Origin of the sequence: Algivirga pacifica (assembly GCF_039543525.1) — a bacterium.
Taxonomy (GTDB): Bacteria; Bacteroidota; Bacteroidia; order Cytophagales; family Flammeovirgaceae; genus Algivirga; species Algivirga pacifica.
In genome coordinates this window covers 37,472-54,853 of the sequence record NZ_BAABJX010000057.1, presented here as the reverse complement: position 1 = coordinate 54,853, position 17,382 = coordinate 37,472, and the positions used below count along the sequence as shown (strand labels likewise).

General features: G+C 39.2%; 13 protein-coding genes, 2 tRNA genes and 1 pseudogene. 11 read left to right on the top strand and 5 right to left on the bottom strand.

What is annotated here, in order from left to right:
- Positions 1-8: 8 nt before the first annotated feature.
- From ABD985_RS18310 to ABD985_RS18290, 5 genes are all read left to right on the top strand, one after another.
- A complete protein-coding gene (locus tag ABD985_RS18310; protein ID WP_345374284.1) occupies positions 9-1,193 on the top strand; it encodes a glycosyltransferase family 4 protein in 1,185 nt (394 codons plus the stop codon).
- Between the two features lie 121 nt (positions 1,194-1,314).
- Positions 1,315-2,193 carry a sulfotransferase domain-containing protein gene (locus ABD985_RS18305; protein WP_345374282.1) on the top strand — a complete coding sequence of 293 codons (879 nt, stop codon included), beginning with the start codon at positions 1,315-1,317 and terminating at the stop codon, positions 2,191-2,193.
- Positions 2,194-2,467: 274 nt separating this feature from the next.
- A complete protein-coding gene (locus ABD985_RS18300) occupies positions 2,468-3,763 on the top strand; it encodes an AAA family ATPase (RefSeq protein WP_345374280.1) in 1,296 nt (431 codons plus the stop codon).
- Between the two features lie 75 nt (positions 3,764-3,838).
- Positions 3,839-4,528 carry an RloB family protein gene (locus tag ABD985_RS18295; RefSeq protein WP_345374278.1) on the top strand — a complete coding sequence of 230 codons (690 nt, stop codon included), beginning with the start codon at positions 3,839-3,841 and terminating at the stop codon, positions 4,526-4,528.
- A 37-nt stretch (positions 4,529-4,565) separates the two neighbouring features.
- On the top strand, positions 4,566-5,645 hold the full coding sequence (locus ABD985_RS18290) for a glycosyltransferase family 4 protein (protein WP_345374276.1): 1,080 nt from the start codon (positions 4,566-4,568) through the stop codon (positions 5,643-5,645).
- A 77-nt stretch (positions 5,646-5,722) separates the two neighbouring features.
- Here the strand turns inward: ABD985_RS18290 and ABD985_RS18285 are convergent, their stop codons facing one another.
- Positions 5,723-7,063, bottom strand: coding sequence for a hypothetical protein (locus tag ABD985_RS18285; protein WP_345374274.1), 1,341 nt, complete (start codon positions 7,061-7,063; stop codon positions 5,723-5,725).
- 284 nt (positions 7,064-7,347) lie between these two features.
- On the opposite strand from ABD985_RS18285, the gene ABD985_RS18280 reads away from it, so the two are divergent.
- From ABD985_RS18280 to tuf, 3 genes are all read left to right on the top strand, one after another.
- Positions 7,348-7,430 (top strand) — tRNA-Tyr (locus ABD985_RS18280).
- Positions 7,431-7,446: 16 nt separating this feature from the next.
- Positions 7,447-7,522, top strand: a tRNA-Gly gene (locus tag ABD985_RS18275).
- Positions 7,523-7,649: 127 nt separating this feature from the next.
- Complete coding sequence (gene tuf / locus ABD985_RS18270) at positions 7,650-8,828, top strand: elongation factor Tu (RefSeq protein WP_345374272.1); 1,179 nt, start codon at positions 7,650-7,652, stop codon at positions 8,826-8,828.
- 360 nt (positions 8,829-9,188) lie between these two features.
- Here tuf and ABD985_RS18265 read toward each other — a convergent pair.
- Positions 9,189-10,544: pseudogene (locus ABD985_RS18265) on the bottom strand (dipeptidase); the annotation flags it as partial.
- Positions 10,545-10,772: 228 nt separating this feature from the next.
- On the opposite strand from ABD985_RS18265, the gene ABD985_RS18260 reads away from it, so the two are divergent.
- Positions 10,773-11,915 carry a DUF3179 domain-containing (seleno)protein gene (locus tag ABD985_RS18260; protein ID WP_345374270.1) on the top strand — a complete coding sequence of 381 codons (1,143 nt, stop codon included), beginning with the start codon at positions 10,773-10,775 and terminating at the stop codon, positions 11,913-11,915.
- Between the two features lie 68 nt (positions 11,916-11,983).
- Positions 11,984-13,207 carry a hypothetical protein gene (locus ABD985_RS18255; RefSeq protein ID WP_345374268.1) on the top strand — a complete coding sequence of 408 codons (1,224 nt, stop codon included), beginning with the start codon at positions 11,984-11,986 and terminating at the stop codon, positions 13,205-13,207.
- Between the two features lie 174 nt (positions 13,208-13,381).
- Here the strand turns inward: ABD985_RS18255 and ABD985_RS18250 are convergent, their stop codons facing one another.
- A complete protein-coding gene (locus ABD985_RS18250; protein ID WP_345374266.1) occupies positions 13,382-14,683 on the bottom strand; it encodes a M28 family metallopeptidase in 1,302 nt (433 codons plus the stop codon).
- A 644-nt stretch (positions 14,684-15,327) separates the two neighbouring features.
- Between ABD985_RS18250 and ABD985_RS18245 the strand changes: the two genes are divergently transcribed.
- A complete protein-coding gene (locus ABD985_RS18245; RefSeq protein WP_345374264.1) occupies positions 15,328-15,807 on the top strand; it encodes a tetratricopeptide repeat protein in 480 nt (159 codons plus the stop codon).
- 59 nt (positions 15,808-15,866) lie between these two features.
- Here the strand turns inward: ABD985_RS18245 and ABD985_RS18240 are convergent, their stop codons facing one another.
- Together ABD985_RS18240 and ABD985_RS18235 are read right to left on the bottom strand one after the other, a co-directional pair.
- Positions 15,867-16,127, bottom strand: a complete 261-nt coding sequence (locus tag ABD985_RS18240; RefSeq protein ID WP_345374262.1) for a hypothetical protein — start codon at positions 16,125-16,127, stop codon at positions 15,867-15,869.
- A gap of 452 nt (positions 16,128-16,579) precedes the next feature.
- Positions 16,580-17,272: an outer membrane beta-barrel protein gene (locus ABD985_RS18235; RefSeq protein ID WP_345374260.1), complete on the bottom strand. Its 693-nt coding sequence runs from the start codon at positions 17,270-17,272 to the stop codon at positions 16,580-16,582.
- Positions 17,273-17,382: the final 110 nt, after the last annotated feature.

Below are 17,382 nucleotides of genomic sequence, written 5' to 3'. Positions count from 1 at the left end.
CAATCATTATGAAGAATATTCTCTTTATCACTTGGGATGGTCCCCAGGTGAACTACCTTCAAGGATTATTTTTACCTATTTTTTCAGCCTTAAAACAAAAAGGGTATCAGTTTCATATCATTCAATTTACATGGGGTAATGATATTGGCACCAAGGAAGCCTGTGAGCAGGAAGGAGTATTTTATCATAGAATATCAGTGATAAGAAAGTTACAGCCTTTAGGAGAATTGTATACACTTTGGAAAAGCAGAAGGGAGATTATTCGTTATGCGAAACAACACAAGATCGGGATTGTTATGCCACGTAGTATTTATCCAATGTTATTGGTACGATGGATAACTCAAAAGTTGGATTGTAAAGTATTATTTGATGCAGATGGTCTCGCATTGGATGAACGGGTAGATTTTGGAGGGTGGTCTCCTAGTTCCTTAGTATATCGTTTTTTGAGAGATGTAGAATATACAGGAGGAGTACTTGCTGATGCTATAATAGTACGTTCTCAAAAGGCGAAAGAGATTATAGCTCATCGTACTGGACAGCATGCGGAAGAGAAAATAGTGGTAGTGAGAAATGGTAAGGCTGTTCCTGATATTAATGTCTTGTATGCTGGTCGGGAAGCCTTACGAAAAGAACTAGGTGTTGCTGTAGATGAAAAGCTGTTGATATATGTCGGAAGTATTGGGACTCAGTATTGTGTTGAGGAGATGTTTCGATTCTTTAGTCTTATAAATCAAAAAGTGGCTTCTCGTTTTTTAGTTCTTACAAAAGATAAAAAATCCTTACAACCATTTTTAGATAGTCTACCTACTGATTTGATGAAAAAAGTTATAGTAAGGAGTGTACCTTCTGAAAAGGTGTTGGAGTACGTATCAGCCGCTGATTTAGGGTTGGCATTTCGAAAACCTTCATTTTCTATGCAAGCGGTTGCTCCAATTAAGGTAGGAGAATATCTTTTAGGTGGAGTGCCTGTGGTATCTACCAAAGGAATCGGAGATACGGAAAATATACTGACAGGGGATACTTATGGCTTTTTGTTGGATGATTTATCAGAAGAGACGCTTGAGCGTGTTATCTCTAGATGGCAGTCAAGAGTATATGATTATGACTGTATTCACCAAAGGGGTGTGGAGTATTTTTCTTTGGATAAGGCTGTAGAGGATTATGAAAAAGCTTTGGAGTTATGTGTGCTATGATTAGGGGCTTTTAGAAAAAAGATTGTTTTATTGGGAAAGCAGAAATAGGACAATTTTTTTTTGTGATAAACATCTCTTAGATAAGTAGACTATTCCAATTTTTTAAAATGTTATAAAACGAATGAATTCTTTAATCGACTTAATGATTGTAGGTACCCAAAAATCAGGAACAACTTCACTTAAAAATTACCTTTCAGAACATCCTGATATTATTACGCATCCCCAAGAAGAGTTTGCTTACTTCACAGACGATCGCTCGTATGAAAAAGGAATAGATTTAGCTTATCGTGATTATGGAATAAAGGGAACAAAAGAGCAGAAAATTGTTACTAAAAATGTGACGATGATGCTCAAGGAGGAAGCGGTTAAACGTTTGTGTGAACATAATCCTGCTTGTCATTTAGTCGTATTATTAAGAGAACCAGTACAGAGGGCTTATTCGTCCTATACTATGGCGGTTTCGGATGGGTGGATGGAGAAACCTTTTGAAGCTATCTTTATAGCTTTGGAAAAACATCATCGAGGGGAATATGATATTATGTTTAATCAGTTTATTCGTTTAGGGTATTATCATGAACAAATAGAAATGCTGTATCGTTACTTCCCAAAAGAACAGGTACACGTTTATCTGTTTGAAGACTTAAAAAATTCTCCCCAAAATGTTATCAACCCGATTTTGGAATTATTGTATTTAGAAGAAGTAGAATCTGTAAATGTGAATAAAGTACACAATAAGACTACTCAAAATAGGTCACGAGCGCTATCCAAGGTGATTCATTGGCTTAAAAGAGAGAATAATCCCTTAAAGCAAACTATAAAAAAGATTCTTCCGGGAACACTCTTTACAACTTTGGGACAAAAAGTGGAAGCGGTGAATAAATCAGAGGTGCGTTTCCCAAAAATGGAACAATCTATAGCTGTTGAGTTAAAAAAGCATTATCAATCTCATAATGAGAGATTAGTAGAGTTGACAGGTCTAGATCTTACTTCTTGGGAATAAAGTATTTGATCCGGATATTTTAATAATAAAGTCCATAGACCACAAGTAAAAAAAGCCAAATAGCCCCGGGCACCGCCCGGGGCAGCAGTAAATTATCGATCTACCACAAAACTATAGTATTAATAGTATTGGGGTGCAGCAGTGTTATAACGATTGATTCGAGTAATCATTAACCACTATTCTATCGTTTTCCCCGGGCGTTGCCCGGGGCTATTGTGTTATTTATTTTGTACTTTTAGAAAGCAATAGTGATAGCCTATAAACGATTTACTCCATGCTCCTAGAATTCCGCATCTCCAACTACCGCTCCATCGCCGAGGAGCAAGTACTCTCTCTCCTACCTGACCCCAGACAAAAAGAGTACTCCGAGAATATTCGAGGAAATAAGCATCAGGCTCTTAATGGATTGGCATTGTACGGAGCAAACAGCAGCGGTAAGTCTAATTGTCTAAAAGGCTTGACCTTGTTTGATCAACTAGTCTCTACGTCAGCACAAGGAAGTTCAGTGGCTAAGTTGCCTTATGATCCTTATTTATTGAAGGAGGGATTTAACTGCAGACCTACTGTGATGGAGGCGACTATTATTTTGGGAGAAGTACGTTACCGTTATGGTTTTACGTATAATCAACAAAGGGTATTGTCGGAGTGGTTATACCGCAAGAAGATTGGCCGGGAGGTAGAGGTGTTTTTTCGGGAAGGCGATAAAATAGAAGTATCATCAGCCTTGAAGGGCGCTAAGAGTGCCATTAATACGGCGATTACGATTACACGGCCCAATGCTTTGTTTTTGTCTATCTGCGATATGGTCAATATCCCTGAGGCTAAGGAGTTGCTGCAGTGGTTTGATCGCATGATCTATGTGGATGGTCTAGATACCAAGAAAGAAGAGGTCAATACCATTCAGTTATTGGATAATGAGGCGTATGCCCAAAAGATCAAAGGCTTTTTGGATTCTCTGAATCTCGGATTTTGTGATCTATTATTACAAAAGAAACAGTTCAATCCCCATGAATATATTGAAGGGATGCCGGAGGAGACAAAGGCAGTAGTGTTGGACGAGCTGAAAAGTAGGTTAAACATACAAGTGGAGACCCTTCATTACACCTATGATGCCCAAGGAAAGCAAAGGGAAGAAACCATGGTATGGTCTATGCACGAGCGGGAGTCTGAGGGGTCTCGAAAGGCGTTCCAGTTTTCAGGTCCTGTATTACATACGTTGCTAAATGGAGGAATTCTGATTGTGGATGAGATTGAAGCCAAAAGCCATCCTATAATCACCTTGAATATTCTGGAGTTGTTTTTTTCTAAGAAAAGCAATCCATATCATGCCCAAATTATCTTTGCCACACACGATACGAACTTACTGCATTATGCCAATCTCCGTCGTGATCAGATCAATTTTGTAGAGAAAAATGCCTGGGAAGCTTCAGAGGTCTTTGCGCTTTCCGACTATCAATATTTCTATCCCCAACAAAAAGGAAAAGATGATGCCAATAAGGCCAAGCGTTATTTAGAAGGGAGGTATGGAGCCATTCCGGTTCTTGGCAATTTTGACCTGCTGGGACAGTGAACAGAGAACAGTGAGCAATGGGCAGTGAACAGTGAGGAATAAATAATTGAAAATTAATCATTGAAAATTAAAAATTTGCGCACAACCCGAGACCATATCACCCGTCCCCACCGTATCCGCACCTATAAGCAGTATTTTCTGATTGTTTGTGAGGACAAGAATACGGAGCCTGCTTACTTTAATGGTTTTGCTCAGGCCTTTCCACCGGATACCCTATATTTAAGGGCAGTAGGAACGGGCAGGGATCCATTAGGAGTAGTTCAGAAGGCAATCACGTATAAGCAAGAGCTACAGTATGAAGCCAAGCGAGAGATTGATTTTGTATGGGTCGTATTTGATAAGGATGATGCGGATATTAATACCAGTAAACGGGTACGCTTTGAGAAGGCTTTGAAGATTGCCAAGGAGGAAAAGATGCATATAGCTTATAGTAATGAAGTGTTTGAGTTATGGTTATTATTGCATTTTATGGATCTTCCGGCAGAAGAGCCTATTCCACGGAAATGGATTTATGGGCAACTGCAGGAAGAGGTACGGAAGTTTGGAGGCCGATTTGCTCGCTATAATTATGTACATGGGAATGTTCGTATTCTGGATATGGTAGATAAATTGGGAATAGAAGAAAAAGCCGTTGATCGAGCTAAACAGTTATTGATTTATCATAAAGGAAAACCTGTGATTGAGGCAAACCCATCGACCCGTGTACATGTATTGGTGGAGGAACTGAGGGAATGGATACGGTTTTATCATTGGTCACCCCCGTAAAAATATTATTTTTACGAAAAAAATAATTCAACATATAATGAATATTCTAATCCTCGCACCATATCCCCCTACGATTGCTCCCTCTCAGCGATTTCGTTTCGAACAATATTTAGACTTTTTGGAAGAAGCAGGTCACACCTATACCTATGCTCCTTTTATTGATCTTTCTACATGGAATATCCTGCATAAACCAGGGCATTTTATTCAAAAAGCATTTGGGATTATAAAGGCCTTTGGTCGTAGGAAGTTATTGATGTTAAAGGCTTATCAGTATGATTGTGTTTTTCTTCATCGAGAAGCATCCCATATTGGTCCTCCTGTATTTGAATGGTTTTTAGCGAAGGTGTTGGGGAAAAAAATTATCTATGATTTTGATGATGCCATATGGTTGCCCAATTATTCTGAGCATAATGCTCGTTTTCATTGGCTGAAATGGTATCACAAGGTACCCTTTATCATCAAATGGAGCCATAAGGTGTCGGCAGGGAATGAGTACCTGGCAGCTTATGCCAAGTCATTTAACTCCAACGTGATCATCAACCCTACGACAATTGATACAGAAGGGTACCATAACCCAATCTTATATCCTCAAAAAAAGAATACGAAGCCCATCATAGGGTGGACAGGTACTTTAACCACTTCTATCTATTTAAAGTTGCTAGAACCGATTTTACAAGACTTGGAGGAAAGGTATGACTTTGAGTTTAGGGTGATTTCCAATGAAGCACCGGATCTAAAACTAAAGTCAATGGTATTTCAGCCCTGGAAAAAGGAAACAGAGATTCAGGACTTGATGCAGTTTGATATGGGTATTATGCCTCTGACAGAGGATAAGTGGGCAAAAGGAAAGTGCGGCTTCAAAGCCTTGCAATATATGGCATTGGGAATTCCGGCACTGGTATCTCCCGTTGGAGTCAATAAGGAAATTGTGGACCATCAGGAGAATGGGTTTATCTGTTGCTCTCCAAAAGATTGGGAACATCGATTAGTTTATTTATTAGAAAACCCGGAAGTTCTCCATCAAATGGGAGAGAAGGCCCGTAAGAAGATAGAAGAGCATTATTCAGTACAGTCCAATAAAGACAACTTTTTAGAATTAATGAACAGTGGGCAGTGAGTAGTAAATAATTGAAAATTGAAAATTAATCATTGAAAATTAACCACCTTCTGCACTAGCAATTTTACAGAAAAGCCTCAATTTCGCCTGCTCTCTGCTCGTTGGTAGATCAGCACAAGCATGGCTACATAAAAAGGCATCATAGGTGCTTTAAAGCGGGTGAGTACTCCAAAGTTGAAAGAAAATAGACCTACTATAAAACCAAAGATAATAGTGTAGCTCAATGCCATCAGTATCTCTGGATTGGTTGTCAGGGACTTGATACTATTAACGTTACTTTTGAATAAAGCTAGTAAGGTGAAGAACATTAAGGCGACTCCTTCCAGAGACATCAATCTGGTAAAGGCTTTGTTGACCTCCCAAGGGTAGGGGCGAAATAAGGTGACATTAATAGCGGAAGGAATACAATAGACCATTCCCAAAAAACTAAGGTCATTGGCGCAATCTAACTGGTAGGAGGATGCTTCTCCCCCTCCATGTCCTTTCGTTCGCCCTCCGTGGTCATAATGAGTAGCCTTGAGTTGGTACTGAAGAGCGGCGAACTCTTCCTGAGATTCTAGTTGATTGCTAATATCCCTTCCTGCTAATACCATTCCTCCTACAAAAATCAATAGGGATGAAATAACAAGTAATCCTTTAAGACTATTGCTTGGGAAGAGACGATCTTGGTATTTAAATAATAGCCAGATTAATAATCCAGGAAGTAAGGCTAGTAGGGTGACGCTTTTAATGTCTCTGAGTATCCATGTAGATAATAGGAGCACAAAAACAGAGAATAGGATTCTTCGCTTATGACAAAATAATTCACAGAAATAATAGACAAAGAAGCCTACGGCCGCTGAGGTGAGTGTTTCCTTGATAATGCCTGAACTCCAGAAGACACAAGAGGGGATAAAGAGCATACTATACCCTAACCATTTCGGGTATTGGGGATAAAATTGCAGAAAGAACTGATAGAGTTTCCAAATACCTAGGAAAGAGAAAAAGCCAAAAAGAAGACTAGCCGGAAGAAAAGTACCCAAGGTAAAGATCTCTACAAAGCCTGTAATCTTGGCTGTAGTCCAGTTGGAGGTTCGGTTGTCCATCCACATATTTCTGAGGTAAGCGTAGGTGTCTGCATCCCAACGATCACCGACATTGTACAAGAGAATTTTTATTCCTGTAATGGGGTTACTCCAAAAAGCTTCTTGGATAATCTTGGCATCGTGGTGGTATACCGTGGTATCTCCTCCTCCGTAATAAAAGAGATACACGAGAGCAAAAAATAGCGCCCCCACTTGTTTAATGAGTAAGCCCTGCCAGTAAATGCGTCGATTCTGTGCATGGGTAAGCCTTGTTTCCAGTAACTTTCCTGCCAATAGAATCAGTGCAAAAAAGATTGGTAGCAGAAGTAGTTCGGTGAAGTCTAGTCTAACCATAAACACAAAAGTGAATAATTTTATAAAAAAATAGAATAAAAAGGATTGTATTCCTATAAATACTATCTTCAGATAGCAAAAATGACCATATCAATGGATTAACGTAACAAATCAACAAAAAAAACACGAACTATTTGAAGTTTATAAAAAAGCATATACATTTGCACTCCGAAAAGGTAAGAACATGATTATTCACAGTTTATCATTGTTCAATTGGATTGTAAGGTGTACCTTGCAGCATTGAACAGGAATAGACAGTGTTATGATGCGTTTTTTCTTGTAATGGAGGGATACCAAAGTGGCCAACTGGGGCGGACTGTAACTCCGCTGACTTATGTCTTCGTAGGTTCGAATCCTACTCCCTCCACGATTCTTATTTATAAGCGGGCGTAGCTCAGTTGGTAGAGCGGCAGCCTTCCAAGCTGCAGGTCGCGGGTTCGAGCCTCGTCGCCCGCTCCAAAATAAGAACGGTGGATGTATGAGGTGTTTAGCTGTGTCTTTTAAAGGAGCAAACAAACACAACTTACTACACCACTCTTTAATTGAGTTCGAAATCAGTTTAATTTAAATTAATTCTTATTTAAAGATGGCTAAGGAAACCTTTGACCGTTCGAAACCGCACTTGAACATCGGTACAATTGGTCACGTTGACCACGGTAAAACAACTTTGACAGCAGCGATTTCTTCTGTACTTGCAGGTAAAGGTCTTGCAGAAAACAGAGACTTCTCTTCTATCGATAACGCTCCTGAGGAAAAAGAAAGAGGTATCACTATCAATACTTCTCACATCGAGTACCAAACGGAGAACAGACACTACGCACACGTTGACTGTCCAGGTCACGCTGACTACGTTAAGAACATGGTAACTGGTGCTGCACAGATGGACGGCGCTATCCTTGTAGTAGCAGCAACTGACGGTGCTATGCCACAAACTAAAGAGCACATCCTTCTTGCAAGACAAGTTGGTGTACCTAAAATGGTAGTGTTCTTGAACAAGTGTGACATGGTAGACGATGAGGAGATGCTAGAGCTTGTTGAGATGGAAGTAGCTGAAGAGCTAGAAAGCAAAGGTTACGGTGACTCTCCAATCATCAGAGGTTCTGCACTAGGTGCATTGAACGGTGACGATACTTGGGTAGCTACTGTTGATGAGTTGATGGAAAATGTTGACAACCACATTCCACTTCCGGAGCGTGATGTTGACAAAGACTTCTTGATGCCAGTAGAGGACGTATTCTCTATCACAGGTCGTGGTACTGTAGCGACTGGTCGTATCGAGAAAGGTGTGGTTAACACTGGTGATGCAGTTGAGATCCTAGGTCTTGGTGACAAATTGACTTCTACATGTACTGGTGTAGAGATGTTCCGTAAGATCCTAGATAGAGGTGAGGCTGGCGATAACGTTGGTATCCTTCTTAGAGGTATCGACAAAGAGCAAATCAAGAGAGGTATGGTAATCTGTAAGCCAGGTTCTGTAACTCCTCACAAGAAGTTTAAGGCAGAGGTTTACGTTCTTTCGAAAGAAGAAGGTGGACGTCACACTCCTTTCTTCGCTGGTTACAACCCTCAGTTCTACTTCCGTACAACTGACGTAACTGGTACTATCGCTCTTCCTGACGGAATCGAAATGGTAATGCCAGGTGATAACATCACTATTACTGTTGATCTTCAGAAGGAAATCGCTATGGAGCAGTCGCTTCGTTTCGCGATCCGTGAAGGTGGTAGAACAGTAGGTGCAGGTCAGGTAACTGAAATCCTTGACTAATTTCACCTGTCTATCATAGACAATATAAAAAAGGCTTCGGTGCTCGCACTGAAGCCTTTTTTTGTTCATACTGTTTAGTTGAGCTTCGCTCGTTCATATTGTTTAGTTTATTGTTTTCTTGAAAGCTTCGCTTTCGTGAGATGTAACTTCAGTTATATATACGAAATATAGTCATTGAGCGAAGCTCAATTAAACAAGTAAACAATAAACACAACTAAACAACATGAACGAGCGAAGCTCAATTAAACACCATGAACAAAAAAAAGCCATCCTACTTACACAGGATGGCTTTTTTACTATCAGTTTCCATTAGCCGGAAACGATATCATGCACATTGAAAATTAATCATTAAAAATTAATTTACTCTCCAAAGTACTTATAGAACAACGGAATCGTCTCAATACCTTTCATATAGTTGAATACCCCAAAGTGCTCGTTTGGTGAGTGGATCGCATCAGAGTCCAAACCGAAGCCCATCATGATAGAGTCAAGGCCTAACTGATCTTTGAACATTGCGACGATTGGAATACTACCACCTCCTCTCATAGGGATAGGCTCTTTACCAAAAGTATCTGTATAAGCTTTGCTGGCAGCGATATATGCTTTAGAGTCTGTAGGGATTACTACCGGCTCACCACCGTGATGTGGCGTTACTTTTACTGTAACTCCTTCAGGTGCAATAGACATAAAGTGCTCTGCAAACTTCTTAGAGATCTCGTCAGAAGATTGTCCTGGAACCAGACGCATAGAAATCTTAGCGTAAGCTTTAGAGGCAATAACTGTTTTTGCTCCTTCTCCTATATAACCACCCCAGATGCCATTTACATCTAGTGTTGGGCGAATGGTTTGTCTTTCTACTGTGCTGTAGCCTTCTTCACCAACAGCTGCAGGGATACCAATAGAATTGTTATATCTCTCTTGGCTGAATGGAGCTTTAGCCATTGCTTCACGATCTTCAGCAGAAACTTCTTGTACGTTGTCATAGAAACCTTTAACTGTGATATGTCCCTTGTCATCAATAAGGGTAGCAATCATTTCAGTCAAAGCATTGATAGGGTTCTTTACAGCACCTCCGTAAAGTCCTGAGTGTAGGTCTCTGTTAGGGCCAGTTACTTCTACTTCCATGTAAGCTAAGCCTCTTAGGCCAACAGTGATAGAAGGAGTGTCGTTGGCAATCATTCCTGTGTCAGAGATTAGAATAACATCTGCGGCTAACTTCTCTTTGTTATTGATGACAAAATCAGTTAGGTGAACAGAACCAATCTCTTCTTCTCCTTCTAGCATGAACTTGACGTTGCAGTCTAGGTTGCCTGTTTCCATCATGGTTTCAAAGGCCTTTACGTGCATATACATTTGCCCTTTGTCATCACAAGCACCTCTGGCATAGATCTTGTCGTTGCGAATCTCAGGTTCAAATGGAGGAGTGTCCCATAGTTCCAATGGATCAGCAGGTTGTACATCATAGTGTCCGTAAACCAATACAGTAGGCTTAGATGGATCGACCATTTTCTCTCCGTAAACAATAGGATTTCCAGGTGTTTCGCAAAGTTCTACATTGTCAGCACCTGCTGCAGTTAGTTTGTCCGCAAGAAACTGTGCGGCATTGCGAAGATCACCACGGTATTTAGAATCCGTGCTGACTGATGGTATTCTAAGTAGTTCAAATAGCTCTTCAAGGAAGCGCTCTTTGTTTTGTTCGATGTATGTGTTCATCTCTTTGTATTTTGTTACGTTTGTGTTGTAACAAAACTACAAAATAAGTCAGAAGTTACGAATTATTGGAAGAAAGGAATCCATTGTTTGTGTTGTTGAATCATTGATCCGCTAAACTGTTAACTGAATTTAACCAATCATTTAACGATTTAACAGTTCTAGGATTTCTGTAACTTTGCGGTATCAGCTTACATAATTGTTTTTTATATATACTTACAAAATACATATTTCATGTCAAATCAACGAGCCTCCTTTCTGTTGGCTATTCTCTTTATATGGGTGTCCTTTTCTTCCTATGCACAACGTAGTAGGGTAGGAGTATACGATGATTGGGAAACTAACAGACGAAAGCAAATTGTAGATCTTTATTCCTTTGATGCTTATATGCCTAAGGAGGGATTGAAGAGTGTAGACTTTCCATCTTTTCTGAATAAGGAAAGGGCGGTGAGTGCTTATCGTCCGGAGGAGGTGATGTTAGTAGTAAGTGTTGGGAGAGAGCACAAAGCTTATCCGTTAAGTACCCTAATGTATCGGCCGGTAATCAATGATCGTATAGGAGGGACTCCCGTGGCTGTAACATATTGCCCTTTGACAGATCAGGCAGTAGTATGGAAGAGAAGTTTTAATTATAAAGGACAAACAAGGGAGGTTGTCTTTAGAACGTCGGGATTGCTGAGAAATAGTAATACAGTATTGTATGACCAATTTACAGAGAGTTGGTGGCAGCAGTACACTGGACAGGCTTTGGTCGGGGAGTTTGCAGGAGTTGAGTTGGAAATGCTATCAGCTATGAGGATGAAAGTGAAAGATTTTTATGCTTATTACCCTTATGGTTTAACGTTAACGGATAAAGTGAGGGAGGATATTTTTCCTTATGGAGAAACTCCTTACTATCAATATGATCAGCAGTTTAGAAAGAAACCATTGTTGTTGAGGTATATGCCGGAGAGTTTACTGGCAGCTATGGAAAGGGTGGCAGTAGTACATGTAATGAACGAGCAAATGATTTATCCATTTGAAGAAATCCGAAAAAATGGCGTAATCAATGACAAGCCTATGGGTATGTATCTTACATTGTTTTATACAGAGGACATCCCTTCCATGCATGACGAAAGGGTGATCAAGGATAGTAAGAAAGTCGGACATGTGGTGGCTTACTCTTCTTTTTTGGATGGGCAATTACTCACCTTTGCTAAAGAAGAGAACAATACTTTCCGAGATGAAGAAACACAATCGGTATGGCGATTGGATGGTACTTGTATTGAAGGATCATTAAAAGGAAAGCAGTTAAAAGCAGTAGTGCATACGACTTCTTTTGCTTTTGCTCCTACCGTATTTTATCCGAAAGCTACCATCTATAATTTTAGTTGGTAAGATGAATTAATTACTCGTCATCAATCACTAAAAACACCAATGCCTAAGCATTTTTTAACAACAGATCAATGATATATAGTTACTTAGATAAAGCTTTTAGAGTATCGAGTTATACGAGCCTGTTTCTTCTACTCCAAATATTGATATTTCAGCCTTTACAGGCACAAGAAAATCTTATTCCCAATGCTAGTTTCGAAGAAATTACAACACAGAGTAGGGGGCATTCATTCTTGTCTAATGTTGCTAATTGGTATAATGCTAATCAACGTAAACCACAAGGACTATATGGTACGCCTGATCACATGTATATCAATACTGCACAACCATTGAAAGGGGTGCAAGCAAATATCCATCCTCGTACAGGTTCATCCGCTTTGGGGTTGATCACGTATATGCAACGTGTAGGCAATTACAGGGAGTATGCTTCTGTAATGTTGAAACGTTCCTTGGAGAAAGGGCATAAGTATCAGGTAACGATGTATGTAAGCAATGGCCATCACACTGCTTATGGAAGCATTGCGACCAATGGCTTGGGGGTTGCTTTGAGTAAGGTAAATCCTCAGCAATACTATTACGAGCCCTTAACATTGGAACCTCAGTTTTATATTAAGGATATCTTGTATACGACAGAATGGAATAAGGTGACCTTTGAGTTTGTTGCAGAGGACAGTTATATGTACTTGACTGTGGGGAACTTCTTCACGGATGACCAAATAGAAAAAAGACACATCAATTTTGATATAGATCCTCAAGCGTATGTTTATCTGGATGATTTTTCATTAATAGACATAACCGAGACTCCTGTGGAGGAAGTTATTGAGAAAGAAAAAGAAGTAGCTCCACCTGTAGTGGTTAAAGAACAAGCGGTAAGCAAGCCGAAGCCTCCAAAACCTGTGAAGGAACCAAAAGCAGTAGTGACTATGGAGGAAAAGACCAAGAAGATGCTTAAAGACCGCTCAGTGCAGGTACAACATAATTTTAAATTATCTGAAGGTGAAACTTCCGTAACGGTATTTATTTGGGACTTGCATGAGGTGGATGGGGATCAGATTTCTATTCTTTATAATGGGAAATGGATCAAGAAGAGACATAAGTTGAAGCGTAAAAAACTGAAATTAGAATTACCTGTAGAGAAGGGAAAGCCTAATCGACTCATCATGTTTGCCGATGACTTAGGGACTATTCCTCCAAATACAGCAGCGGTGATTGTAAGAGACCAGCGAAGTAATACGAAGACCTATAAGTTGATCTCTGATTTAGGAAGGTGTGGCGCAATACAGTTTCAACAGTAATACAGTTGTTGAATCGTTGAATTGAGCTTCGCTCGTTGATTCGAGTTGAACTGTTGTCTGAGCATCATAACAAGCTCTTTCAACATATCAACTCGAATCAACGAGCGAAGCTCAATTCAACAAGCAGCGTAAGCTGCCTCAACGATTCAACAAAAAGGATGTCTTTTCTCAGGATTACTTTTTGCGATCAAACTTTAAACGACTAGGAGTAACAGAACCATCCACCATTGGCGCTATGCCGGCAGCAATTCCCTCAATAATCGAGTTCATATTTTTCAGGTCCAGGGTAGAGATCTCATCATTGACCGTATGATAGTAGCTGTCAAAGTCAATAGGATCAGAGGAGATAGTATGGGCCGGAATATTATACTGCGCAAAGGAAGCATTATCTGCTCTCATGAATAGGTTGTATTCCTTGTATGGATCAGCAAAGAAACGGAACCCCTTGGAGGCAGCAGCTTTTCGCATAAGTTTACCCATATTAGATTTGTCATAGCCTGTAACATAGGCCTTGCGTATTCCTCGGTCAGAAGGTTTTCCGATCATTTCAATATTCACATTGGCAACATATTCTTCCGGAGTGATCTGCTCAGCGAAATGTTTGGACCCGATAAGGCCAATTTCTTCTGCATCAAAAGCGGCAAAGACCAATGTGCGCTTATTGCCCTTTTCTTTAAAATGCTTGGCTAGTTGTATAATAGCAGTAACACCGGTCGCATCGTCATCTGCACCATTGGCAATAGAATCTCCCTGAATAGGGGCAATGATACCAATATGATCATAATGTGCAGACAGTAAGATTTTTTCATCAGAAGCACCTGGCAATACACCTATGATATTGTGCATCTTATTTTCTTCTATACTATACTTTAGCTGAATCTTCACTTTATTCAGCGTGCTATCTTCACTCAGTGTCCAAGCAGAGAAATGCTTTTCATTTAATTCCACTTGAGGTTGAAATATTCCAAAATATAGATTGTAATTACTAAATTCTTCTTGGTGTGAAGGGTGTACTAGTACGACAAAGTCCCCTTCTTTTTGGCGGTATTCTGCAAACTTTTCACGGAAAGAGTCTTCTTTTTTTATGAGTAAAGTTTCGACTTGGCTACTCTTTTTAAGTTTGATGTTTTCTCTTCCATTCAAAACAAGGACATCTTTTGAGGAAAGGGTTTGTCCATTGATTTTAACCTTATGCTTTTGAGGTTTTAGGTTGTATAATGAGAAATATTGGTAGTAACCATCATTTCCTTCCATTGGTACTAGTCCAAGTTTCTGGAACTCTTCTGCAATAAAGGCTGCTGCCTTACGGTTTCCTTCTGTTCCAGTCTTTCGTCCTTGCATGTCATCACTGGCTAGAGTAGTCATAATCCTTTTGGTTTCGGAATATGAGATGGTTTGTGTGTTTCCAGTAAAGGCACTCGATAGTAGGAGACAAGAGAAGATGGAGATCGCAATATTTTTAGAAATGATATTCATAGTCACTCATTTAAAAAATTAAAGTTTAGTTGTTCGCTTGTTATATAGAGGATGCTAGAAACACACTCTTGAAGCTTGTATGGGATATGGACTTTAAGAACTATTTTACTTAAAATATATAGTTCCAAACAAACTCTTAGTAAATGTAACGAGCAAAATAATAAATGTCACCCTTAATCCCTTAAGGAATAGTTATATTTCAGTACTATTTACTCTTACATAAGAGACAACTTATTTAGTTGTTAAGTCAGAAACGATTTTAGAGTAAAGTAGGTTAATAAAAAATTAAAGCTTGTTTAGGATAGTAAATATAGAGGTTGGTAGCGTGAATTACATTTGAATGTATCACCAACATGAGACTTATTGAATCGTAGCATCCATTATATGGGAATTGTTGATGGAATTCAGTAGATATATAGATGCTATGTATTGGGCGATTCAATAAATAAAGCTCAGTTCAATAATTTAACAACTAACATACGCCGTGTAGCGGAATGAACACAATGGCGTAGTCATTGTAATGAAACATCATGAACACTACACCTTCTGACAAGCAGTAATGTATAAATCTTCTAGTAACACACTCATTTTTGGAGGAAATGTTAGGACTGTGTTATATAGGGGAAGACCCAACGACTGTAGCTATGAATAACGAAAAAAAACTCAAAATTAATGAATTGTTTGGGCAGCTCAAGCAAGTGACTGACCAGGAACAAATCAAAGAGATTGAATCTACGATATTGTCTTTGTGGCTTCATTCTGATAATACCTCTATAGAGGGATTGATGGCGGAAGGTATGGAACAAATGAAGGAGAGTCAATACACAGAGGCCTTGGATACATTTGGAAGGGTCATTAAAATGGATCCCTTATATGTGGAAGGGTGGAACAAGAGGGCAATTGTTTACTACCTTCGAGGAGAGTTTAAGCGTGCTATGAATGATATACAAAGAGCCTTAATCATAGAACCTAGACACTTTGCTGCTATGTCGGGGATGGCGAATATATATCGGGAGGTATTGGCTTACAAAAGAGCTTTGGGAGTATTGGAGCGAATGACACAGATATCTCCTCATAGACAGACGTTGGATGAACAGATCAGAGCACTGAAAGAAAAGATATAAACAATGTGTAAATAATCGTGTATGTAAAAGATTTTACTTCAAAAAGAAACGGAGGTAGTTTAAACTACCTCCGTTTCTTTTTGTGGTTTGCGTCGGGAAGAGGGGTCTGGATCATTGGGAGATAAAAAGAAAACTCCAGGAGGAAGATCTATGGTAGGAGTATCGTTGGGGTTGTCCCATCCACCTCCATTGTCGTCGTCTTCGTCACTTCCCGCGTTGTTGTTAAGGCTTTTTTTGAAATAAGTGAACATCAACACAACTAATACGGCATAGATGATCACTAAGCATATGATGTTGAATGTAGTAACGGTAGATCCCATATGAATGCGTGGTATTTTAGAGGGTTATTTATAGTGAATAGAGGATGTCAAGCAGTCATAATCTTTTGAGTATCCTTGGTGGTTAACCATGTCTTATGGAGATATTTAAATTACATAATTCTTTTCAAAAAGGCTATTCCATAAGAACCTCCTTTCTTTCATCTAGAAGAAAAATAAAAATAGTTAAGGTTATTGCCACTATATTCCATTTGAAACTTCCCTTGTGCTTAAGGGGATAAGAAGGTCGTACTACAATCGAATTGAAATAGGTTCTATAGTAATTAAGACTGACGCCTTGTATGCTGTATGTGTATTGGTTATTGTTTATAAACGATAACCAATAAACGATAAACGGCATATGATTGTCTTTGATAATGACTGATATATCACTCAAGAACTAAACATCATGAATGAGCGAAGCTCAATTAAACAACGTGAACAAACGATGATGATCAGAATCGGGAAAGGGAAATGCCGAAAAATATGGGATGATCATTATTGTTACCTTCAAAGGCTTTTTCCGTAAAGAGTGGAACAAGACCATAGTAGCCAAATACATGAAATCGCCCATATCCTATTCTCGCCATTGCTCCCAGTCGAAAACGACGAACATTGAAATCATCATATACTTTTTGAAGGACAAGATCGTCATTGTCGGTCTCTAGTTTGATTTTGGTGTGTGTATTAAATCGAACACCTCCTTTTATCCCAATACCCAGTAGAAAGGAATTGATGCCGGGATTACTGCGGTAATGTAATTCCAAGGGGATATCGATATAGTTGACGGCTAGCTTACTTTTTTTGAAGTCCGAAATATCAAACTGATCATTGATATTTAGAATGACATTTTGATCTCCAGTGTCCTGTATCGTTTCCTGATTCTTGAAGAAGTAACTTTCATGCCCATAACCCAGTCCCGGATTGAAAGAAAATTTACTTTCACCCAATTCAGCTTTGTAGAGATAAGTGATGTTGACTCCTCTGGATTGAGTTTCGAGTCGAATGTCATCTGGATTTTCACTAAAAAAAGCAGGGCCAAAATCAATATATAAGTTTCCAGGAATGGAAGCTGGCATTTGTCCATAAGCATGGATGCCTGTTAAAGTAAGTGCGATAAGGTTGATCAATAGTATTCTGGATAGCATAGTGAGAGGACTTAGTGAAGTTTTTAAGTGATGTAATTCTCTTATTAAAATAGTAAAGAAGTTGCTTTGAAGAAGAATGTTTGAGATAATCAAAATATTTAAACAATACC